The organism is Brevibacterium sp. ACRRH (assembly GCF_022346365.1).
In the GTDB taxonomy this organism is placed as follows: domain Bacteria; phylum Actinomycetota; class Actinomycetes; order Actinomycetales; family Brevibacteriaceae; genus Brevibacterium; species Brevibacterium paucivorans.
Genome location: NZ_JAKRMN010000002.1, coordinates 262,744 through 283,955, shown reverse-complemented (window position 1 = coordinate 283,955; position 21,212 = coordinate 262,744). Strand labels below are relative to the sequence as shown.

Genomic DNA, 21,212 nt, shown 5'->3' with positions numbered 1-21,212 from the left:
CGGCACTCGCGATGCAGTTTTCCTCCGTTTAACGCGAATCAGTTTTGCGGAATGGGTGGCCCCAGAATGAGCAGAACGGTAAACAGAACGGCAACACCCACGAACCCAACAAGAACTGCCAGGAATGGGTGGGTGATTGCCCAACCGCACAGACGTTCAAACCAGTTGCGCGCCTGCCGGTTGTGGGGCAGTTGCCAGTCGCCATCTAGAACGCCAGCCTTGTTGACGTTGATTTCAAACGGAATGGTTGCGTACGGCACAATCGCGCTCACCAGTCCAAGCAGGGTCCGCCCCAGCTTCCAGCGCTGCGAGGTTCCCACCAGAACCGTCACCACGCAGTAGGCCAGGAACACGAAACCATGGATACTTCCACCGATTCGCACGCCCACTTCCGTCACGCCGGTGTACTTCAGGATCATCCCGGCGATCAACAGCGTCCACGTTACGGCTTCAGCAAAAGCGAAAAGAGAAAACAGTTTTTTCGGAGTCACGCAGATAAGTATGACGGACCTGCCTGACAACCGGATCAGCCAAACGGTTGATCTCCGCAACTCCACCACATTTAATCAATTGCGCAAATGTTGAAATCATTAACCAATGCTCATACAGTTATGCCGTGAGCACTCAAGCCCAAGACATTCGTCGATGGAAAAAACACCTAGCCAATGAACGCGTCGAAGAGCGCGTATACCGCTCCCTAGCCCAAAAGCGCCAGGGTGAAGAACGTGAAATCCTCCTCGAGCTAGCCGACGCCGAACGGCGTCACCAAGACCACTGGATCTCCCGACTGGGCGAACACGCGAATGACACGGTGCGCCCGTCACTCGACATTCAGCTCCTTGCCCTCATGGCGAGGCTGTTTGGGTCGATTTTCGTGCTCGCCCTTGCTCAGCAGGCAGAAACCCGCTCGCCCTATGAAAGTGAATCCGGCGCCACACCTCAGATGACTGCTGATGAGAGGGTGCACGCCGAGGTCGTTCGGGCTCTCGCAGCCAAGTCGCGCGCCCGAATGTCGGGAAACTTTCGAGCGGCAATCTTTGGAGCTAACGATGGGCTAGTGTCCAATGTGGCCTTGGTGCTGGGTGTGGGCGCCGCCGGCGTGAGCCCGCACATCGTTCTGCTCACGGGCGTGTCCGGCTTGCTGGCAGGCGCGCTTTCAATGGCGGCCGGGGAATATATTTCGGTGTCTTCACAACGTGAACTCATCGAAGCGGGAAACCCTGACCCACGGGCTGCTGACGGTCTGACCAGTCTAGACATTAACGCGAATGAACTGGCATTGGTGTTCCGCGCGCGAGGCATGGACGCCGAGGAATCTGACCTAGCAGCGCGAACCGCGATCAGCAAAGCGAACTCGCACCGCAACCCAACGTTTCTACCGAAAAACATGACATCGAATGACACTGAGGACTTGGGCACTGCGATGGGTGCAGCAATGAGTTCGTTCGTGTTTTTCGCAACCGGAGCAATCATCCCCATCCTGCCCTATATCTTTGGCATGCAAGGGATCCCGGCGATGGTCGTATCCGCTGTTCTGGTGGGAATTGCGCTCATGTTCACAGGTGGAGCGGTAGGCGTGTTGTCCGGGAAGGCACCCACACCTCGGGCATTCCGCCAACTTGCGATTGGCTATGGCGCAGCCCTGGTGACGATTCTTCTGGGCATGCTTTTTGGAACCGTAGCGGGATAAGACAGTAGGGACAACACAGCAACGGGACAAAAGCGCAAAGTGTGACGGCGCAAAGCGAACAAAACTACGCAATATAACGCGCCATATCGCTCGCTTTGCGCCATCTGGACACTAACGACCACACAAGCTCGCGCGTCAACGCCCCAAAAAAGACCGCACCCGAAGACAAACCTCACCCGGCACACCTCACGCCATCAACCCGCAAACCCACTCGTCTATCAGCCCTTCACCTGCTTAAATGAGGCGTATGACCGTGAAAAACACCGCTGCACTCATCGACGTTGAAGCGAACACCTTCATCCTCAGCGATCCGTCACAATTGTTGCTTTCTCTTGACGATTTGGCCGCCCATCGCGGTGACGGCATCTTTGAAACTGTCCTGGTGACGTATCGCGATGACAACACGCTCATTCACAACCAAGCACTACATTTTGAACGCTTCATTGAGTCGGCCCGCATGCTCGAACTCCCCACTCCAGACCCCAAACTGTGGGAAGAAGCCCTACGCGCCACAGCCAAGCAGTTCAAGGAGCTCAACCCAGACGCCCACACCGCATCGATTCGCTACACCCTAAGCCGTGGCCACGACAGCGACACCACAACCCACACTCCTCACGGTTGGACAGTCACGTCCCATGTACCGCGCCCCGAACCCACGGAAATCACCGTGGTCGCACTGAACTCTGGTTTCACCTCGGACATTGCAGGAACCGCACCATGGCTACTCCACGGCGCAAAAACCCTGTCGTACGCCACCAACCAGGCCGCAAAACGGTACGCACTCAACAACGGCGCTGACGACGCACTCTTCCACACCAGCGACGGCTACGCCTTAGAAGGCCCCAATTCCACACTTATCCTGCGCATGGGCGACCAGCTCATCACCCCGGACCCCAAAATCGGAATCCTGCACGGCACCACTCAACGGTGCATTTTTGAAAACGCGAGCAAACAGGGCCTCCTCACCCAATACAGCAACGTCAGCATGGACGACCTCGGCAGGGCCCAGGCAGCGTGGCTCGTATCTTCAATCCGCGGATGCCGGCCCATCTCAACGGTCCTGACCAACACCTCGGGCACAGCCACCCACATCCCCGTGGATCACGACCTCACTGAACACATGCTGCAGTGGGTTCTGTCCAGCTGACAGAACGCGATAGCCTGGGTTTGTACAGACATCGATTCAAGAAGGTCTCTCATGGGAAAACTTGCGTATCAGTTGCTTGGTGTTGGTGGAGGCGCGCTGGCAGCTCTGGCTGCACGTAAAGCGCTCACGGTCGTGTGGGAAAAGACCATGGACCGCCCAACTCCTAACCAGGACACCGACGACGACTCGACCCTGGCTGAAGCACTCGCCTGGACCATCGTTTCCGGTGTGGGCGTTGCCGTGGCTCAGCTGGTCGTTCAGCGTTACGCAGTCCAGACTGTGCGTAACAACTTTGGCGAAAGCGCACTGCCAAAGAAGCTGCGCAAGAAGAACGAAGACGAGGCTTAAGCCTCCAAATCTTGCGGCTTCAGCACCTGGGCTAGTTGTCGCACCTGCGCAACTGAGTACTGCCCAGGAGCCGAAGCCCCTTGCGGTCCTGTTGCAAACGTTGCGCAGGACCCAAATTCGGCACCCATGAGGCGCGTGACGGCGCCCATCCGCCCCATGGAAATCGCTATTACGGGGATGGCCAGCTCTGCCTGCGCCCGGTGAGCCACGCGCAAAACGCTGAGCACATCGTCCATGTTGGTGGGTGTAACCGCGATTTTCGCTACGCTCGCACCGGCCTGCTCCATGGCGTGCATGCGCTCAAACAGGTCCGGTGGCGTGGCACAGAAGTCGTGAAATGACGCGATCACATGTATGCCTTGTGCGCGTGCCTTCTCGATCAAAGCGCGCGAATCGGGTCGCGCCACCTCCACGTCTAGCGCTATCTGGACGTCCGCTGCTCCGGAGTTGCCCCCGCGTGAGTCGTTACCCTCACCCGCGCACTGTATGAGTGCCTCCACCGCCGAGGTGTACGCCCCTTCCGGACACTGCCCACCTTCCGCTTCCGACCGCACGGTGAGAATCAGCGGAAGTTGGGTGCGGGCACGCAGGGCTGTGGCCACCTCGGCGATTTTCCCACCGAGGTCACCCCCACCTGCCGTCAGCGCGCTCACCAGAGGATCAACCCGCCACTCCAGAACGTCAGGACTGGTGGTGCCGGGAGTGAACCACTTTCCATCCACGGCGTGAACGTCCTCCACACTCATGCACGTAACTGACGAAATGATTGCGGGCGTGCGCGAACAGAACGGGAGCGGTTTCATACCCATAGCCTACGTGGCGACGCAACTACGCAAACAGGGTCTGCCCCACAAATCCGCCCTCGCTGGCACCGGGCGGAATCAACCACACGGTAGAGCCCACAGGCGTGGTCCACTCGTTGAGCAGGTCCGCTTGCGCCAACCGTTGCTGGATGGGCAGGAACTGGCGGTCGATGTTTGCCTGGTATGACGCAAAAATCAGCCCGGTCGCACCCAATCCTTCCTGGTAGGAATAGACGCGCCGGTAGATCTGCTCTGCCGGGTCTTGTGTGTTCCGTGACCGCGCCACGTGGCTCACGGGCGAAATCACCGACAGGCCCAGCTCGTTCTTCGCGTCCAAGTCAGGGATGTCGTGTTCGTCCGTACCCGTCAGCGGTGCGCCGCGCGCCATGTCTCGGCCAACGGCGAACTCGCGGGCTGGACGGTCAGCCTGGTCCCACGTAGACATGTTCATTTCGATGTCGCGGATCACCAGCGTGGTTCCGCCTTCTAGCCATGCGGGGTAATGGTCTGCAAGGTCCCGAGGTGGTTCCCCGCGGGCGGAAAACACCGCCGGGGTTGCCCCAGTAGTTGTGCCCCACACAAGACGGGCGAAGTCTTCTGAGCCGGGACCGGGGTTCGCGGTTCCGTCGACCTGCCCAAACGGGTTGCGCACCGTGGTTCCCTGTGGGTCCGAGCCATACGCACGACGGAAACCTTCGCGCGTCCACGCCACATCGGTAAAGGCGCGGGCGTCCTTCATGAGCATGCGCACTGCGTGGGCCACAGTGGCTGGGTCGTCACTGCACACTTGCAGCAACAAGTCCCCGTCCGTGCGACCTGGTTGGAACCGGTCAAAGTCGAATCGCGGTAGGGGTTTTAGCCAGTCGGGTGCAGAACGCACGCGCTCCACTAAACGCTTCCCGAACCCGAACGTGACGGTCAAGCGCGCCGGCCGTTCTGTCAGTTCCGGTTCGGTATCTCCCAGTGGCGGTTTCCCCTGCGTGAGGGCCGCCGCATCATCCGACAGTAAGGTCAGCAAGCGACGCACACCGTCACGGTCCACGTTTTCGCGAAGTGTGAGCGCAATAAACATGCCGTGTGCTTGCGGAGGTGTTTCCACTCCCGCTTGATGTTCACCGTAGAACGGGACGGTCTCTTCACCGTTTAAACCGCGGGTATCCGGGCGGGGGCGCTGGGGTTCTGCCGGTGCGGTTGCGCGTCCAGTTCCGAATCCCACCGCCCCGGCAACGCCCACGGCCCCCACAACCGTCGCACCCATGAGGGTGCGACGGTTAGGTGTGGGCTGATTAGCCATTGTGCTCGTCGCCACCTTCGCCGTGGTCGTGCCCAGCGTGATCCCCTTGGTCACCGTGGTCGTGCCCAGCGTGGTCACCGTGCCCGCCATGTTCACTGTGATCGCCAGGAGCGTAGTTCTCTTTAGCCCCCGCGAATTCCTTCGCCGTGAACTCGAGCGGGATGTCGCCTTGCGTGGACGTCACTGTAATCGTGACCTTCTCACCAGGCTCGATCGCCTTGGTCATCTTCATGAGCATGATGTGATCCCCGCCGGGTTCAAACGTCTTTGATTCCCCCGGTTTGATGGTGAAGCCGTCCTCCTTGTGCTTCATCTCCATTCCACCGGCACCGTCCGACACGGTTTCGTGCATTTCCACGACGTCCGCATGGTCAGACTTTCCGCCGGTGAGAGTCAGATCTTCGCCCGAGGTGTTTGTCACCGTTCCGAAAGCGGCGGTCATGCCGTCTTTGGCGGCTTTGATCCACATGTCTTTTGTTTCAACTGGCGAAGAGTTCGCGTCTTCGTGAGCGCTCGTTGACGCCTGATCTTCCGGCTTCGACGAACCGCATCCAGCCAACGCAAGGGCCGATCCGGCAACGACGGCAACAGGAATGAGGGCAAGTTTTTTAAGGTACATGATGTCTCCGTATGTTGAGGTTGCGCGGATTCGTGATCCACGCATGAGAGTGCGGATGAACTGATCCGCGTCAGGAATGTGAGGGTTAAACGGAGACAGGTGGAGCGCGAGGCTGGAGCTCATATGAGCTGGCCTGCGAACGCAACACCGCCACTACACTGACAACCGCCGTGTACGCTACTCCCACTGCGGGACGTACCCACATAACACACGAGAGCGCGGTACCTGCCACCTCGGCGGCTACAGTGGCAAGGAGCTTTTCACCCCAACGGAAAATCGCAACTGTCACGACTGTTGCGAAAATGTGTGCGAACAGCATGGCATTACCGCCACCCGCGTGGTGGCTTGCGTTGCTCAGGATGTGATCGTGGAAGAGGTGACTGCTCTCAATAATTGCGCCGGTTCCAGCGGCATGCGCAGGAATGAAACTCATGAGCCAGTGCATCGCGAACTGCGCGACACCCACGATGAACGTGAGGGCGACGGTCCCCCATGCGCGCCCGGCAAGCAGGACACTCAACCACAGAGTCACCACAAACGTCACGGCTACGGACAGGACGCTGGAGGCTCCTCCACCCGAAGCGTGAAACGCCCACGCAACGATCGTCGCAGTCATCGCTGCGACCGTTGCGCGCACAATTCGGGTCTGGTTCACACAGCGAATTCTACTTGATGTCGCACTAAACGTAGGGCACCGGGCTCACTGTCACCGGCACCACACTGTTACATGCGTAGCCACACGTCAGTGCTGATTTGCGCACCCGACTCAACGGCCTGCTTTACGTGTTCGCTGGTTTCTGCCACGATGACGGCTTCAAAACCAAGCACAATCGCCGCAGTTGCAGTCTGGTCTATCGCCTCATCAGCAACATCGCCAACAAAAATCACACGGTCGACGCCCATCGACTCCAGGCCAGGAGCAAGGTCATCAACGCCGTCGAAAACATCGGGGACCTTGCTGTGTACCACCAGAGTGTCGAAGTCCTCGTCAGTCACGCTTTGTGGCTCGAGGTCGCCTGTGAAGGCTTCGACGACCACACCTCCGGCGACAACCGCCTTGTTGAGAAGTGGAGACGTGGAATCAGTGACATTGATGAGCATGAGAGCGTCCATGCTCACAGCATGTCACATATCTTTCCAGTCGAGAGTCTTGAGCTTGTGCCCATCGACGGAAATGTGGTCAATGACGGTTTGGTGTTTCTTGGTTCGCGCCTGGTCGCCCCAAATGCTGGTCCCCTCGACCTTCAATTCCCATAGCGCGCCGTCGGCATAACCCACGTAGATCGTGCCCACCATCTGCACGTCTGAGGACGTGGCGTAGATTTCACCTTTAGCCAGTTTCACTTGGAATACACCAGCAGCCGCACCGTCGACATCGTACCTGTTCTGCAAAAGTACGTCTGACTCCGGTTTATTTACCAGATAGTCCATGTGACTGTCGCGGGCCTCGTTCAGCGATCGGCCAAAGGACTTCTTACAGTTAACAACGATCTTCTCGTCCAATTTGGTGAAATCGTCGGTGTAGACCGCCAAGCCTGTCACTCCGCCAGTCGATTTGTAGTCATCGGGCATCACCATTGAGACATCGAACGGGCAGTCACCCTCATAGGTTACTTTTTCGAACCCGTCCGGAACTGGTTCTTCGGTTGGTTCTGAGTTCGAAGCAGGGCCCTTCTGCGCGGAAACGCCCACTTTGACAGGGCCGCCGTCGTTCTCTGCGACACGTATGCCGAGGCTTCCACAGCCAGCTAGAAGGGCCGCGCATGTAAGCGCTAAGGCAGACCTCACGATTCGTTTAGTCACTGCTGCTCCTCATTCGACCGTGGCTGGGGCGGGTTCGAAGGCATTGGTGGCGCAAAGTGCGGGTCGGTCCGGTTGCTGTACTCACGCTCAACGTGCGCTGGTCCCTGTGGCCCGCGAGGATGCTGCCCATAGTCCTGCTGGCTGGGCTGCGTCCACTCCTGTTGCCCGTGGTAACCGTGTTGCTCAGGCCCGCCGAGGTGTTGGCCGGGTTGCGCACCTGGCTGCTCTCCTGGTTGCCCGCCGGCTTGTGGGCCAGGCTGGCCACCGGCATGAGGGCCGGGTTGCGCACCTGGGTGGGCGACGTGGCTTCCGGGATGACCTTGGACGCCTGGACCGCCGTGTCCACCCGGGGCACCTTGAGGACCGGGCCCTCCAGGTGCACCGGGGGCCTGCGAATCAGGAATGACCGGGTGCGGATCGTCAGGGGTTCCAAACGTCTCACCCGTATTGGTATCGGTGAGCTGCCCGTCGATCATCTGCAGACGACGCTTCGACGTACGGCGCGGAGTACCCAGAACCTCACCGGCCTTCTTCGCAGCACGCGCGTTGCGTTGCCCTGCAACTGCCTGTGCCACGCCGTGCGTGGACTGATCGGGTGCCAAGACCGGAAGGATAACGCGAACTGAAGTCCCCACGCCTTCCTGGCTGTACAGTTCAACCGACCCGCCGTGACGCTGAATGATCGACCGCACAAGCGCCAAGCCCATACCGGAACCAGGCACGGACCGCACGTGCTTTCCACGCGACAGTTCTTCCCACACGTTCGCCTGCTCGTCCACAGGGATTCCAGCCCCGGTGTCGGCAACTTCAATGACGACCCAGCGGTGGTTATCGATCACCTGTTCATTTGCACGCAACTCAACGACATCGGTGTCAGACGAGTACTTGATAGCGTTCGCAAGCAAATTCAGAATTGCCGACAGCAGCAGATCTTCCTCACCTGCCACCTCGGGAAGCTTCCACGGCGCACGCGCAACTGTCACCACAATCATGCGGTCTTCCGCACCTGGGGCGGTCCGCGCGTCTTCCACCGCCTGATGCACCAGACGGTCCATGTCGATGCGCTGGAAGTCGATGTGGCGCGACTCGACATCAGCGAGTTTGCGCAGATCAGCAAGCAGACGAGCGACCCGCCTGGACGACACGTCAAGCTGTTTCACGGAGTCCAGGGTGGCGTCGCGGTCTATAGGCTCGTCCTGGACAAGGGACCGCACGGTTGCTGCCGAGGTGCGCAGGGCTGTCAGCGGGTTCTTCAGTTCGTGGTCCAAGCGGATGAGCATCCGGTTGCGGTTGGCAAGGGCCTCGGCCTCGGCAGCTTCGTGCGCCTGAGCACGAATGTTTTCTTCCCGCTTCTTCCACCAGCGCCACGCGAAGAAGACGACCGCGGCAAGTGCTATCAGCCCCAAAAACAGAAGGAGCAGAAAGAGCCAAATCTGGATTTCAAAAACAAGGAACTGTCCCATGCTTAGTCCTACTCGTGCGATCCGGTGACGTCAGCGACAAACTTGTACCCACGACCCTGAACTGTAGCGATCCAACGAGGCTCGGTGGCATCTTCGCCCAGGACACGGCGGAGTTCTGCGACACGCGAATCCACTGCGCGTGTACCCACGGCGTCGTCGAAGCCCCACAGAACTTCCAAGAGGCGTGACCGCTCAATAAGTTCGTCCTTGTGAACCATGAGGTATTCCAGAAGCGTGAAACCCTTTGGCGTGATGACCAGTTCGCGGTCACGCAACCATGCACGCCTACTCACCCGGTCAATCTTGAGCCCAAACGTTGACGTCAGGATGCTTGCCGTGGCAAGCGGTGGTTCACCTGCCCGGGTACGACGGAGAACAGCACGCACACGAGCCACGAGTTCATGCGGGTCAAACGGCTTGTTGATGTAGTCGTCCGCGCCTTCTTCCAACGCCATTGCGCGTTCAACCGCTTCGCCCACCTGGGTCAGAAGAACCACAGGCACCCAGTTTTCTTCGCGGCGCAGTGTACGTAAGACTTCACGACCGTCAGCGCCGGGCATCAAGACGTCCAAAACACAGGCGTCTGGGTTGTGCCGACGAATCTCGTCAAGCGCGAGTTTTCCATCGCTGGCACTGATCACACGGAAACCAGAACGGCTCAAGAAGGGAACGACAGCCCCCAGAACGTCGGGTTCGTCGTCGGCCACCAACACGAGTGGTCGAGTATCTTGTTCGCTCATCGCTCTCCCTCTGATTTCTCTGCTGCACGATCGCGTGACTTAGGCGACCGCTGAGCAATGTCACGAGCATCTGCTTTCGCAACAGCTTCCGCTAATTGGTCTTGGTACAGCATGGAACGCCGCAAGTGCTTTGTCCTGTACCCTGCTCTTCCTACCATATGAGTACCAACAGGTGTTGTCGCCATCTGAAATAGAACAATAAGAAATAAAGTGGTGACAACCCCAAACACGGGCGCTTGGATGGCAATTGCAATCATTGCCAACACGAGCCCCAAAATCTGTGGCTTGGAACCGGCATGCAAACGCGACAGGAAGTCGGGAAAACGCAAGAGTCCCATGGCCGCAACAATGCTCAACAACGCGCTGAGCACCAGCAAAACAGCTGACACGATGTCCAGTATCACAAGCGCACCTGCTTTCCGTCGGCTCCACGAGCAGATGCGTGATGGGGCGATTCGCTGTGGTCGAATTCGTCAGCATCAAGGGCGTCGTGCGCCGTCCCTCCGGCGAAGTCGGTGAGTTCCGAGGTGGGTGTACGACTCACATAGCGTGACACTGAAACGGATCCAACGAATCCAAAGAGCGAGAACACCAGCAACACCACCAAGAGGTCGTGCCTGCCAGTGAACGCGATATATCCGCCCAGCCCGCACATGATGGTGGCCAGCAGAACGTCTGTTCCCACCACACGATCCAGAATGGCTGGGCCACGAATGATTTTGATGACTGCAGTGATGGCCGCAACAGAGAAGAGGATGCCTATCACGGGCCCAAAAAATTTGGCTACTTCCGGATCAATCATGAACGCCTCCTGCGGTTTGCCAGCGACCAGCTCTTAAGGATTGGTTCTTTGCCTTCGCTCACCAAGTAGTCGTTCATCACTTCGATGTCGTGAGGCGAGCCCATTGCTTTGATGAGTAGGACTTCAATTTTTCGGGTCTGTTGAATGTTTGCTTCGATCGTTTCAGGGGTGTTGCAGTTGAGCACATGCAGGTACAGAACTGAGTGAGCGCGATCAATTTCCGTGACAAAGGTGCCCGGGATGAGCCCGGAGATCTGTCCGACAAGTGTTGTGAGTAGATCTGAACGGGTGTGCAGTTCCACTGCGATAACACTGCCCGGGTTTACCGGCTTAGGTCGCACCGCCACCCACGCGACCTGAAGGGATCCATGGACCATGGACACAATGAACCAGCCCAGCAAGTAGACAAAGTGGAAAACGTTAAATCGTGCGGGAAGTTCGACCGGTGGCAGGTAAAACAGTCGCGTAGTCAGGATGGCCACAAGCAGACCCGTGACCACGTGCGTGAAGGTGAACGAATCCCACAAGAAGATCCACAGTGCTACCAGAAGCACGACAAGAAGAAGCTGCCTGACGATTTCTCGTACTTTGCTCACTACCGCTCCTCTACGTGGGACGTGAGTGAGGTCGATACGTAGTTCCCGGCGTCACGCATATTGTCCCCGGCTCGCTGCGAGAAGTCCCACAGCGGCCCGGCCACCACGGTGAGCAGGCAGGAAACGACGACTATGGTGGCCGTGGCTCCCACCATCATGGTGGGAAGGCGCGGACCCCGAGGTCGTTTCTCGTTCTTCTGGATGGCTGAGGTGACCTGTTGGAATTCGGTAACCAGTTCGGGGGTTGGAGATTCGACCTCGGCAGGGTCGTTCCAGAACGCCAGACTCCAGGTTCGAGTCACCACGTACAGCGTGAGAAGTGACGTCAGGGTACCGACGATCACCACCACGATTTCCAACCAGTTTCCACCGGAGATCGCGGGAGTGAAGAGCCCGATCTTGCCCAGGAACCCTGAGAACGGCGGGATTCCACCCAGGTTGAGCGCTGGGATAAAGAAGAGAAGTGAGATAAATGGAGCCAACCGTGCGAGCCCACCCAGTTTGCGGGTAGACGTCGTTGATACGCGCTGTTCGACCAAGCCCACGGCAAGGAACAGGGCTGTTTGCACAATGATGTGGTGAACCGTGTAGTAGACGGTGGCCGAAAGTGATTCGACCGTTCCCATCGCAACCCCAAAGAGCAGGTACCCGATGTGGGAAATGAGGGTAAACGACAGCATGCGCTTCATTTCGGTTTGCGCAATGGCACCCAGAATTCCCACGATCAAGGTCAACGCTGAGACGACAAGGAGTGGCACCTTCATCGATGACTCGTGGAACAGAAGGGTTTCTGTTCGGATGATCGCGTAGATCCCCACCTTTGTAAGCAGTCCGGCGAAAACGGCGGTAACAGGTGCCGGTGCTGTGGGATACGAGTCGGGGAGCCAAAAGGACAGCGGGAACACCGCGGCTTTGATCCCAAACCCAATGAGCAGCGTGACGTGAAGGAACAGTTGAACGTCCGGCGGGAGTTCCGCAATGCGCTGTGACAACTGCGCCATGTTGACTGTTCCGGTGGCACCGTAGATCAAACCGATCGCAGCCAGGAACACGATTGAACTCAACAGTGACACCACAATGTACGTGGCTCCGGCTCGAATACGACCGGGGGTTGCTCCAAGCGTGAGTAGAACATAGGACGCGGACAGAAGCATTTCAAAGCCAACGTAGAAGTTGAACAAGTCCCCTGCCATGAACGCGTTGGATACACCCGCACACAGAATGAGATACGCCGGGTTAAACACACTCACGGGCGATTCTCGGTTGGTGTCTGCCATTTCCTGGCTGATGGCGTACACCAAAACGCACAGTGTCACGATCGAGGACACCACCACCATGATGGCGCTCAAACGGTCTACGACGAGGGATATTCCAAAGGGAATTCCCCATCCGCCCACGGCGACCACCTGAGTACCGTGCGCGTCGACGTGGAACATCATATTGATTTCGAAGCACAAGGTGATGACGATCGTAAGAACCGTCACGATGTTTTGGACTCGTGTCTTGCCCAGCAGAAGAAGTGAGAGTCCGGCTCCTAAGAGTGGCAGAACAACTGGAAGAGGCACTAAAGCTGTCATGTGCTCTCACCTCTTTCTTCCGGTGTTCCGTCATCGTCCAAATCAACCGCACCAGGAACCGGGTGGTCGGCTTCGTCACCGAATTCGGTGTCGTCCTGGTTCTCGCTGGTCTGTGCTTCTTCAGCAAGGCGGAGACTCTGTTCTTGAGCCGTTGCCAAGTCTTCGATGTCGTCGTCGATGGTTTCGGCACGCACCAGACGCCATGACCGGTAGATGAGCGCGAGCATGAACGCTGATATTCCGAACGTGATGACGATCGCGGTGAGGATAAGCGCGTGTGGAAGTGGGTCACTCATACCGACGGTAGATAAGTCAACACCGTCGGTAATTGGCGGGTTTCCCGGTGGTCCTGCCGTCAGCATGATGAGGACGTTCACTCCGTTCCCCAAGAGAAGAAACCCAATGAGAACGCGCGTGAGTGAACGGTCCAGCATGAGGTACACACCGCACGCCATGAGGACTCCCATGGTGATGAGGAGAATCAATGAGGTGCTCACAGACCATCACCTCGTCGATCGATCCGGTCACGCAAACTGTCGATTCGGCCCATAATCGCAGAGAGCTTGCGCCTGTCTGCCTGTTCGTCGCCTTCGGCAAGAACCTCGGCCAAGCGCTGCTCATCTGCTTCTTGGTGGCGATCGACTTCAGCGCCCAAGGAACGCAGGATGTCGAGCATGAGACCCATGACCACAAAGTACACGCCGATGTCGAACAGAGTCGACGTGCCCAACGACAGTTCTCCTAGAACCGGCAGAGTGGCTGACCAGTATTCCGATTGCAGGACCGCCTCACCCCAGAAAAGTCCTCCCAGAGCCGTGAGCATGACTATTGCGAGGCCCGTACCCAGTAGCCGGCCGGCGTCGAAGACTGCCGCTTCAGCCAACTCATATCGCCCACCTGCCAAGTACCGCACGGTGAACGCCAGGCCAGCCACCAGTCCGGCAGCAAAACCTCCGCCTGGCGCGTTGTGTCCTGCAAACAGCAGGTACACGCTGATTACCAGCATGGCGTGGAAGATCAGGCGCACAAGAACTTCCAACATGATGGACCGGTTACGCGGGGCTAGCGTTCGACCGGCCATGAGCCAGGCGTTGCGTTTGGATTCTTGGTCGCTATTGCTTGGTTTGTCGTCGGCTGTGTCGTCTGAGTTCTTTGGCAGGATGTCCTCTGCGACCGGGACGGTAAACCGACGAAAGCCTGATGGGATATCGGTTGGGAAGTCGACACGCTGAAGTTTTCGTTCACGCGATTGAACAAAAATGAGGCTCGCAATTCCCGTAGCAGCAACGACGACTACGGATAGTTCGCCCATGGTGTCCCAAGCGCGAATATCGACCAGCGCGACGTTGACGATGTTCTTTCCGTGACCCACGTTATATGCGAGTTCACCCCACACATCGGACACCGGTGTGTGAATGCGGTTGCCCATCGCTACGACCACGCCCACCATCATGAGAATCCCGAATGAGGCACCGATGATCGCACGCACTGGCGGGGAGAAGTTCTTCGCAGGGTCACCGGCCATGTTTACTGGCAGGCGCCGCAAGACCAGAATGAACACCACAATCGTGATGGTTTCGACCAGTGCTTGTGTCAAAGCGAGATCCGGCGCACCCTGCATAGCAAAGAATGCGACCATCCCGTACCCCGTGACCCCAACAATCAAAACGGCTTGGAACCGCTTCCTGGCGATGGTCGCAGCAAGCGCTGCTGGAACAATAATGGCCGCGACTGCAACCTGCCCCCACGACTGCGCAAATTCAGGCACCACACCCCACGAATTGTTTGCAAGAAGCGTGATGCCCATTCCAGCGATCGCTACCGCGTAAATCACTGATTGGTAGAACGGCATTGAACCACGTTGGGTACGTGAGGTGACATAGGCGGCCGTCGACACAAGTCCCTGGATAATCCTGCTATACGCCCGCGGAAAGTCGATGATGGTGGGCATGTGGCTTTGGAACTGTGAAACGTACGGTCCCGCATAAATGAGCACTGCACCTACCGCAAAAATGGCACCAGACAACGCGAGTGCTGGTGTGAAACCGTGCCACAGAGCCAAGTGATAGCTGTGGCCGGAAAAATCGTGTGTGTACGCTGCAAACGGACCGTTGAGAACAAAGCTCAAGGGACCCAAAACAGTAAGCGCGACTGCGAGGAAAACGGGTGAAACCATGAGGAGTTTACTGGTCGAGTGCCCGGATACGGGTTCGATGTTTTCCTTGGTGGCAAAGGCTCCGTAGACAAAACGCCACGCATAGCCCACGGTCATGACTGAGCCTAGGAGGATACCGGCGAGCGCGATGTATCCGGCTTTCGACTGTGTAGCCAAAATGGTTTCGATAACTGCTTCTTTTGCTACGAAACCGTACAGGGGCGGGACACCAGCCATCGAGGCTGCTGCCACGATTCCCACGCCCGCAAGCCACGGGTCACGCTTGCCGTACCCAGACAGTTTCCTCAAGTCACGCGTACCTACTGCGTGGTCGATAATTCCCACCGTGAGGAACAGTGTGGACTTAAAAAGCGCGTGTGACACGAGCATCGCAAGAGCCGCAATCGTCACACCTCGGGTACCAAACGCAGACACCGCTGTGAGGAATCCCAGTTGGGACACGGTCCCGTATGCCAATACGAGTTTGAGGTCGAACTCTCGAAGCGCCTGCCACGCCCCAATCAGCATGGTTCCAACACCTACTGTGACGAGCACAGGCACCCACCCTGGCATGGTGTAGAAGCTGGGAGAGAACCGCAAAATGAGGAAGATTCCGGCTTTCACCATGGCAGCGGCGTGAAGGTACGCACTGACCGGGGTGGGCGCTGCCATGGCACCTGGAAGCCAGAAGTGGAAGGGAACAAGCGCAGACTTCGAAATCGCGCCAATGAGGATCAGGTACATGGCAATAGCGACGACCACGTTGCCCTCGAGATAACCGCGCGTCGTGATGTCTGAAATGCGACCCGTACCGTACTCATGGCTGAGCATCAGCATTCCCAGCAACATGATGAGCCCACCGAACGTGGTGACGACGAGAGCCTGAAGTGCGGCACGACGACTTTGCTGACGGGTCGATGAAAACCCGATGAGGAGATAGGAAAACACCGTGGTGCCTTCCCAGAACATGAACAAGACAAGAAGCTCATCGGCGAGCACGAGCCCGTACATCATGCCGGCAAACGCGGTCAGATTAGCGGCGAACTCACCCAACCCCGGATCGCGCTCGCTGAAATAGCGGGCGCAATACACAAACACCAACGTCCCCACACCGGTCACCATGAGGCTCAGGATCCAAGACAGCGTGTCCATGCGGAAGATGATGCTCATGTCCAAAACGGGGAGCCAGTCGTAGAGCTCCCACGGTGGCCGACCTGCCAAAACGGCCGGCGCTTGGATGATCGAAAACATGAGGCCAGTAAGTGGCACCGCCGCCAGAAGCAGGAACGCGTTACGGCCCAGAAATCGAAACAGGAGAGGAGCGAAGCACGCGGCGACAAAGAAGGTCGAAAGGATTGCGCCCACGTGTCACCCTCCTCTCAACTCGTCGAACCCCTATTTTTTCACACTTTCCTTACGACCAACTGACTCGTTCATCATGCGAGGCGTGAAATAGATGTTCGAAATAAGCGTCACGTTCAAGTTCCGCTGAGTTGTGATTCGGTCACCAAAAAGCCGTCGGCGTCGATTCCAATTCCGGCCGTTGCACGCATGAGCGCCCCGGCAATCCGCTCCAGTTCGACCACTACTTGGGCCCTCACGTGCGGCTCCAGCTGGGGATCCCCCATGGAGTCCGGTGAGATCCACCTGACCAGGTACGAAATCAGGGGCGCCTGCGCGTACTGGTCCACAGCGGGAGGTAACCGGTCTTCCACCAGGACGACGACCTCGGCGGGGTAATCCGGGCCAGCCGAGGTGGTGGCCGTCACCGAATATCCGTCCAGCAAAATGGGTTCATCAGCCGCGATGGTGGACGTGTCCAGGGTGAACTGTTCGTGGGATTGGACGTCCGGCATCACCTGTCGCACCGTGTCCGCGCACACTCCCGGGTCCAGCCAGTAGCTCGAAAACACGGTGTAGACGGGGTGTTGGTCAGGGTCTGGGGTCACCGTTCGGGGCGCCGAGGTGTCCCCCGCCAACCGCACCGACCCGTGGAGGCGGCGCGCAAGTGCCATGAGGAGGTCGATGTTGCGTTCTTCTTCTTTGACAGGCAAGCCGTGCGGGAAGAATGTGTCGAGGGGGCCGTCACCCACGGGAGGTGTGGCCTCACGGTCAGTGGGTCCCCACAGGGCGAACACCACGCTGTCAGGTTCGCACCCAAGCTGGGCACAGTCCTGTTCACTGAGTGCGATGGGCCCTTCGAGGCGCGAGTGACGCGACAAATGGACTGTTCCCGTGTCCGCGTCGACGTCTATACGCGGGCGCACGTTCCGGATCAGTGTGAAGACGTCCGTGGGTTCAGTATGGGCGTCTGCGATCAACACGTGGGCAGACGTGTAGGTCATACCGATGGGCTCCGGTAGAAGTTCTGGAAACTGCGCGAGGCGGTGGGGCCCCTCTGACCCTGGTACCGGTTAGCGGTGGCTGGGTTGGAGCCGTACGGGTTGTTTGTGGGCGAGCTCAAGTTAAAGAAACACAGCTGACCAATTTTCATGCCCGGCCACAGTTTGATGGGCAACGTGGCCATGTTGGAGAGTTCCAATGTCACGTGGCCCGAGAATCCAGGGTCAATGAAACCTGCCGTTGAGTGGGTGAGAAGACCCAAACGACCCAGCGACGACTTGCCTTCCAAGCGGGCGGCGACGTCCGTGGGAAGTGTCACCACCTCGGCCGTGGAGGCCAACACAAATTCGCCCGGGTGCAGGATGAACGGCTGGTCGGTCTCAACTTCGACGAGCCGGGTGAGTTCGGGCTGTTCGACCGAAGGGTCAATGAACGAGTACTTGTGGTTGTCAAACAGACGAAACGATCTGTCTAAGCACACGTCCACGCTGGCCGGCTGAACAAGCACGGGGTCGAACGGATCCAACGCGATCCGGCCGGCTTCAATCTGGGAAATAATGTCGCGATCTGAAAGCAAACTCACAACCATAGAGTACCGTTTTTGCTTCGACATGCGCGGAAAACACTTGGACACGAAGCCGGGTGTGCTCTACAGTTGTCGTGTACTACGCCCGCGCTTTCGGTGCCTTCCCCCTTAGCCAACGCGGATTCGGTGGGTAGTGCACTGGCTTTGCGGTCGACTCTACAACCGAAAGGCCAATACTGTGAAGACTTTACCGAGTCTTGTGCTTGCCCCCGCAGTTGCAGCCGCGGTTACCGGCATGATTGCCGCGCCCGCTGTCGCTACTTCTACGAGTCCTGCACCAAACCAAGATCCAACGAGTGACGACGCATCAGCAGCGTCGAATGAATCCTCGCCGAAAAAGATCACTGTCACTGACACCACAGTGTCTGTTGCTGACATTTCAGACTCCAAAAAGGGTGTGACGTTCAAGGGCGAAAACTTCAAGCCCAACACGACCGCCCGCGTGTTTGCTACCGGACCTAACGGCCAGCAGTACCCTGCCAACACCGAACTGTCCGTAAACGACAAGGGCGAAGTCAACGGAACCTACTACTTCACCGTCGAAGAAGGTGCTGAAGTACCCGTTGGTCGGTACTCGATCGCTTTGCGTTCGATGGCAGACGAAAAGAACACTGATCCTGCAACATTCAGCGTGACTCAGGACGGCGAAGAGCCTGCTCCAGAGGCAACTCCAGCTCCGGAGCCAACGCAGGAAGAGACGCCTAAGCCTGAAGCAACACCGGAGCAGACACCGACCGAACAGCCAACCCCGGAAGAGACGAAGACCCCGGAAGCGCCAGCGACCGAAACCCCGTCACCAGAGGCAACTCCGGAAGAGACTCCAACCCAGGAACCAACACCGGAACCTGAGCAGACACCAACAGAAACACCCTCTGCACAACCTTCCGAAACGCCTAAGCCGGAACCAACACCAGAACAAACACCAACGCCGGAGCAGACTCCGACCTCGGAACCAACCCCGGAAGCGCCAGCGACCGAAACCCCGTCACCAGAGGCAACTCCGGAAGAGACTCCGACCCAGGAACCAACACCGGAGCCTAAGCAGACACCAACAGAAACACCGTCTGCACAACCTTCCGAAACTCCAAAACCGGAGCCTACTCCAGAAAAGACGCCAACCGAGCAGCCAACCCCGGAAGAGACGCCAACCGCGGAGCCTACGCCGGAAGCGCCAGTGACCGAGACCCCGTCTCCAGAGGCAACTCCGGAAGAGACACCAACTGCGGAGCCAACTCCGGAACCTGAGCAGACACCAACAGAAACACCGTCTGCACAACCTTCCGAAACTCCAAAACCGGAACCAACCCCGAAAGAGACACCAACCCAGGAACCGACACCGGAACCTAAGCAGACACCAACTGAAACACCGTCTGCACAACCTTCCGAAACTCCAAAGCCGGAACCAACTCCAGAAGAGACACCGACCTCGGAAGCAACCCCAGAAGCACCAGCTGCTGACGCTTCACTGTCGATCTCGCCGTCGAAGATTTCGGCTGAAGCCTTTGGTGACAAGAACAAGGGTGTCAACGCAACTGTGACCGGCTTGAAAGCAGGTTCGAAGTACACCTTTAAGTTCGAACACAGTAAAGGCAAGACTTCCGCTTACGAAGTCACCAAGACTGCCGATGAGAAGGGTGTAGCTACTGCCGGTGTGGCCGCTGGAGAAGGTTCAGAGGTACACCCAGGAACGTACACCGTGACGGTGACCGGGGATGACCTCGACAAGCCACTCACTGGTTCGTTCACGGTGCTTCCTCCTCAGGACGACGCGCCAGACGACAAACCTGAGGACAGCAAGCCTGAAGACAACGCACCCGAAGACACACCCGGAACGTCAGATGACGGTGGGCACTCCACCGAAATCGACAACTCTCGGGATGACCAGGGTGACGCGTCAGAAGACGAGCAGGAAGACTCGGAAGCTCCCGCTGAAGACGACTCTTCAGGTGAAGACACCGACGCAGCTGACAGCGACGAGAGCTCGGACTCAGGTGAAAGCGAAGACTCGACTGACACCTCGCGCCGTCCTGCGGAAGAACGCGCGCCACGTCACGGCGAGAACACGCCAGCGCCAGAGTCGAACAATGACCTGCCACGCACCGGTACTGAACTGACCGGCCTGGCATTGGGTGTTGGTCTGATCGTCGTAGGTGGGGCGGCTGTCGTTGTGACTCGCCGCAAGGCCGCGACGGACGGAACCTTCTAAACCAACAGTGGCCATTTCTGAAGGGCTCCCCCAGGACCTTAGCGACCTCAACCGAATCGTTCTCATGGGGCAAAGTGAGGACGTTGACGTCGCTTCGACGCTCCTGGGGGAGCGCCCGTATGTCACCCCCGCGATTACTCAGAAACCTCGGTATTCCGGGGCCCGTGTCGCGCGCGTCATCCGTGACGCGTGTCGCGCACACGGGTCCGCCAGCACCCAACTCGACCGCGCAATCGACGCGACATGCACGCTGTGGGGCGTTCCACCTCGGGCGCGGGTGCGCGACGTCGACGCCCGGTTGCTTCCATTGATCGCCGGATTCGCACATGCGCAAGCGACGAGCGCGACCCATGTGTTACTCGCCGACCCACTTCACGGACTCACGTCGAGCGCTCGCACGTCCCTGCGTAACCGCATTCTTGACACGTGCGAACGGCTGCACCTGGGGCTGATCATGTCGACGTCTTCACTCACCGACGCGCATGTTATCGGCGGGTGGACGATCGTGGTGGAGAAGGACCAGGTGGCCGATCAGGGGCCGTTAGAGGCCCAGCTGGCCACGCCGAGGTCGAACCTGGCGGCCGCGCACCGGCGGGTGAACGTGTTTTCAGGTTTGGCGCGCAAAGGGTGGCTGTCTATTGGGCATTCGCAGGTCCGGGCCCGTACCCAGCTGGATGGGAAGGTGTTTGTCACCATCCCGGTCAACGCTGTTGCGATGTCTTTCGACGAGTTTGACCCGATTTTTACTGACGAAACGGTATTCGAAGCGCTCATTACGCAGGTGCGTGACGCTGGCGAGCGCGTCCAGGTGGTCCTGTCCCCTGTGGATACCGAGGTGGGTCTTGCTATGACTGCCGATCTGTGGGATTTCTCGGGTCAGGGTCAGTCGTCCTCGGTCTTGCACCCCGCTTTAGGTACCGAGGTGAGCGAGCAAGCCACGCGTGTGCGCGCCGGCACGCACGTTTTTGTGCAGGTCGATACGGAGCGCATGGAAGCGTACCCAGTTGAAGACGCGGCACCTACCGCCGTGACGTGACGTT

At 58.4% G+C, this 21,212-nt stretch carries 22 protein-coding genes; 5 read left to right on the top strand and 17 right to left on the bottom strand.

Annotated elements, in window-relative coordinates:
* Positions 1 to 38: 38 nt before the first annotated feature.
* Positions 39 to 491 (bottom strand): DUF3817 domain-containing protein, encoded by a 453-nt coding sequence (locus tag MHX53_RS03565; protein WP_204515127.1) that lies wholly within the window; start codon positions 489 to 491, stop codon positions 39 to 41.
* Positions 492 to 616: 125 nt separating this feature from the next.
* Here MHX53_RS03565 and MHX53_RS03560 point away from each other — a divergent pair, with 125 nt between their 5' ends.
* From MHX53_RS03560 to MHX53_RS03550, 3 genes are all read left to right on the top strand, one after another.
* A complete protein-coding gene (locus MHX53_RS03560) occupies positions 617 to 1,690 on the top strand; it encodes a VIT1/CCC1 transporter family protein (protein ID WP_239271296.1) in 1,074 nt (357 codons plus the stop codon).
* Between the two features lie 247 nt (positions 1,691 to 1,937).
* The gene (locus MHX53_RS03555) at positions 1,938 to 2,837 is read left to right on the top strand and encodes an aminotransferase class IV (RefSeq protein ID WP_239271295.1); all 900 of its coding nucleotides are present in this window, start codon (positions 1,938 to 1,940) and stop codon (positions 2,835 to 2,837) included.
* Between the two features lie 51 nt (positions 2,838 to 2,888).
* Complete coding sequence (locus MHX53_RS03550) at positions 2,889 to 3,185, top strand: DUF4235 domain-containing protein (RefSeq protein ID WP_102239516.1); 297 nt, start codon at positions 2,889 to 2,891, stop codon at positions 3,183 to 3,185.
* On the opposite strand, the gene MHX53_RS03545 is transcribed toward MHX53_RS03550, so the two are convergent.
* The 16 genes from MHX53_RS03545 to dcd form a co-directional block, all read right to left on the bottom strand.
* Positions 3,182 to 3,988 carry a type I 3-dehydroquinate dehydratase gene (locus tag MHX53_RS03545; protein WP_239271294.1) on the bottom strand — a complete coding sequence of 269 codons (807 nt, stop codon included), beginning with the start codon at positions 3,986 to 3,988 and terminating at the stop codon, positions 3,182 to 3,184. The two genes, MHX53_RS03550 and MHX53_RS03545, sit on opposite strands and share 4 nt — an antisense overlap.
* A gap of 25 nt (positions 3,989 to 4,013) precedes the next feature.
* Positions 4,014 to 5,282, bottom strand: coding sequence for a Dyp-type peroxidase (locus MHX53_RS03540; RefSeq protein ID WP_239271293.1), 1,269 nt, complete (start codon positions 5,280 to 5,282; stop codon positions 4,014 to 4,016).
* Positions 5,275 to 6,024 carry a copper chaperone PCu(A)C gene (locus MHX53_RS03535; protein ID WP_239271292.1) on the bottom strand — a complete coding sequence of 250 codons (750 nt, stop codon included), beginning with the start codon at positions 6,022 to 6,024 and terminating at the stop codon, positions 5,275 to 5,277. The genes MHX53_RS03540 and MHX53_RS03535 overlap by 8 nt, the downstream gene beginning before the upstream one ends.
* Positions 5,987 to 6,556, bottom strand: coding sequence for a hypothetical protein (locus MHX53_RS03530; RefSeq protein ID WP_239271291.1), 570 nt, complete (start codon positions 6,554 to 6,556; stop codon positions 5,987 to 5,989). Before MHX53_RS03530 ends, MHX53_RS03535 begins: the two co-directional genes overlap by 38 nt.
* Before the next feature lie 68 nt (positions 6,557 to 6,624).
* On the bottom strand, positions 6,625 to 7,014 hold the full coding sequence (locus MHX53_RS03525) for an isochorismatase family protein (protein WP_204515134.1): 390 nt from the start codon (positions 7,012 to 7,014) through the stop codon (positions 6,625 to 6,627).
* A gap of 12 nt (positions 7,015 to 7,026) precedes the next feature.
* A complete protein-coding gene (locus tag MHX53_RS03520; protein ID WP_239271290.1) occupies positions 7,027 to 7,704 on the bottom strand; it encodes a hypothetical protein in 678 nt (225 codons plus the stop codon).
* Complete coding sequence (locus tag MHX53_RS03515) at positions 7,701 to 9,167, bottom strand: HAMP domain-containing sensor histidine kinase (RefSeq protein WP_204515136.1); 1,467 nt, start codon at positions 9,165 to 9,167, stop codon at positions 7,701 to 7,703. The genes MHX53_RS03520 and MHX53_RS03515 overlap by 4 nt, the downstream gene beginning before the upstream one ends.
* Before the next feature lie 8 nt (positions 9,168 to 9,175).
* The gene (locus MHX53_RS03510; RefSeq protein WP_102239508.1) at positions 9,176 to 9,907 is read right to left on the bottom strand and encodes a response regulator transcription factor; all 732 of its coding nucleotides are present in this window, start codon (positions 9,905 to 9,907) and stop codon (positions 9,176 to 9,178) included.
* On the bottom strand, positions 9,904 to 10,296 hold the full coding sequence (gene mnhG / locus MHX53_RS03505; RefSeq protein WP_338028627.1) for a monovalent cation/H(+) antiporter subunit G: 393 nt from the start codon (positions 10,294 to 10,296) through the stop codon (positions 9,904 to 9,906). Before mnhG ends, MHX53_RS03510 begins: the two co-directional genes overlap by 4 nt.
* 11 nt (positions 10,297 to 10,307) lie before the next feature.
* Positions 10,308 to 10,709, bottom strand: coding sequence for a monovalent cation/H+ antiporter complex subunit F (locus MHX53_RS03500; protein WP_204515137.1), 402 nt, complete (start codon positions 10,707 to 10,709; stop codon positions 10,308 to 10,310).
* A complete protein-coding gene (locus MHX53_RS03495) occupies positions 10,706 to 11,305 on the bottom strand; it encodes a Na+/H+ antiporter subunit E (protein WP_204515138.1) in 600 nt (199 codons plus the stop codon). Before MHX53_RS03495 ends, MHX53_RS03500 begins: the two co-directional genes overlap by 4 nt.
* Positions 11,305 to 12,882, bottom strand: coding sequence for a Na+/H+ antiporter subunit D (locus tag MHX53_RS03490; protein WP_204515139.1), 1,578 nt, complete (start codon positions 12,880 to 12,882; stop codon positions 11,305 to 11,307). Before MHX53_RS03490 ends, MHX53_RS03495 begins: the two co-directional genes overlap by 1 nt.
* Positions 12,879 to 13,379 carry a Na(+)/H(+) antiporter subunit C gene (locus MHX53_RS03485; RefSeq protein ID WP_204515140.1) on the bottom strand — a complete coding sequence of 167 codons (501 nt, stop codon included), beginning with the start codon at positions 13,377 to 13,379 and terminating at the stop codon, positions 12,879 to 12,881. Before MHX53_RS03485 ends, MHX53_RS03490 begins: the two co-directional genes overlap by 4 nt.
* Complete coding sequence (locus MHX53_RS03480) at positions 13,376 to 16,402, bottom strand: Na+/H+ antiporter subunit A (protein WP_239271289.1); 3,027 nt, start codon at positions 16,400 to 16,402, stop codon at positions 13,376 to 13,378. The genes MHX53_RS03485 and MHX53_RS03480 overlap by 4 nt, the downstream gene beginning before the upstream one ends.
* 113 nt (positions 16,403 to 16,515) lie before the next feature.
* Complete coding sequence (locus MHX53_RS03475) at positions 16,516 to 17,382, bottom strand: hypothetical protein (RefSeq protein WP_239271288.1); 867 nt, start codon at positions 17,380 to 17,382, stop codon at positions 16,516 to 16,518.
* Positions 17,379 to 17,969, bottom strand: a complete 591-nt coding sequence (dcd, locus tag MHX53_RS03470; protein WP_102239500.1) for a dCTP deaminase — start codon at positions 17,967 to 17,969, stop codon at positions 17,379 to 17,381. The genes MHX53_RS03475 and dcd overlap by 4 nt, the downstream gene beginning before the upstream one ends.
* Before the next feature lie 175 nt (positions 17,970 to 18,144).
* Between dcd and MHX53_RS03465 the strand changes: the two genes are divergently transcribed.
* Together MHX53_RS03465 and MHX53_RS03460 are read left to right on the top strand one after the other, a co-directional pair.
* Positions 18,145 to 20,172: an LPXTG cell wall anchor domain-containing protein gene (locus MHX53_RS03465; RefSeq protein ID WP_239271287.1), complete on the top strand. Its 2,028-nt coding sequence runs from the start codon at positions 18,145 to 18,147 to the stop codon at positions 20,170 to 20,172.
* 7 nt (positions 20,173 to 20,179) lie between these two features.
* On the top strand, positions 20,180 to 21,208 hold the full coding sequence (locus MHX53_RS03460) for a hypothetical protein (protein WP_239271286.1): 1,029 nt from the start codon (positions 20,180 to 20,182) through the stop codon (positions 21,206 to 21,208).
* The last annotated feature ends 4 nt before the right edge of the window (positions 21,209 to 21,212 follow it).

Coding starts and splice junctions, on each gene's coding strand:
- MHX53_RS03555 (WP_239271295.1), top strand. CDS start 1,938: ATGACCGTGAAAAACACCGCTGCACTCATCGACGTTGAAGCGAACACC.
- MHX53_RS03550 (WP_102239516.1), top strand. CDS start 2,889: ATGGGAAAACTTGCGTATCAGTTGCTTGGTGTTGGTGGAGGCGCGCTG.
- MHX53_RS03545 (WP_239271294.1), bottom strand. CDS start 3,988: ATGAAACCGCTCCCGTTCTGTTCGCGCACGCCCGCAATCATTTCGTCA.
- MHX53_RS03540 (WP_239271293.1), bottom strand. CDS start 5,282: ATGGCTAATCAGCCCACACCTAACCGTCGCACCCTCATGGGTGCGACG.
- MHX53_RS03535 (WP_239271292.1), bottom strand. CDS start 6,024: ATGAGCTCCAGCCTCGCGCTCCACCTGTCTCCGTTTAACCCTCACATT.
- MHX53_RS03525 (WP_204515134.1), bottom strand. CDS start 7,014: ATGGACGCTCTCATGCTCATCAATGTCACTGATTCCACGTCTCCACTT.
- MHX53_RS03515 (WP_204515136.1), bottom strand. CDS start 9,167: ATGGGACAGTTCCTTGTTTTTGAAATCCAGATTTGGCTCTTTCTGCTC.
- MHX53_RS03510 (WP_102239508.1), bottom strand. CDS start 9,907: ATGAGCGAACAAGATACTCGACCACTCGTGTTGGTGGCCGACGACGAA.
- MHX53_RS03500 (WP_204515137.1), bottom strand. CDS start 10,709: ATGATTGATCCGGAAGTAGCCAAATTTTTTGGGCCCGTGATAGGCATC.
- MHX53_RS03490 (WP_204515139.1), bottom strand. CDS start 12,882: ATGACAGCTTTAGTGCCTCTTCCAGTTGTTCTGCCACTCTTAGGAGCC.
- MHX53_RS03475 (WP_239271288.1), bottom strand. CDS start 17,382: ATGACCTACACGTCTGCCCACGTGTTGATCGCAGACGCCCATACTGAA.
- dcd (WP_102239500.1), bottom strand. CDS start 17,969: ATGGTTGTGAGTTTGCTTTCAGATCGCGACATTATTTCCCAGATTGAA.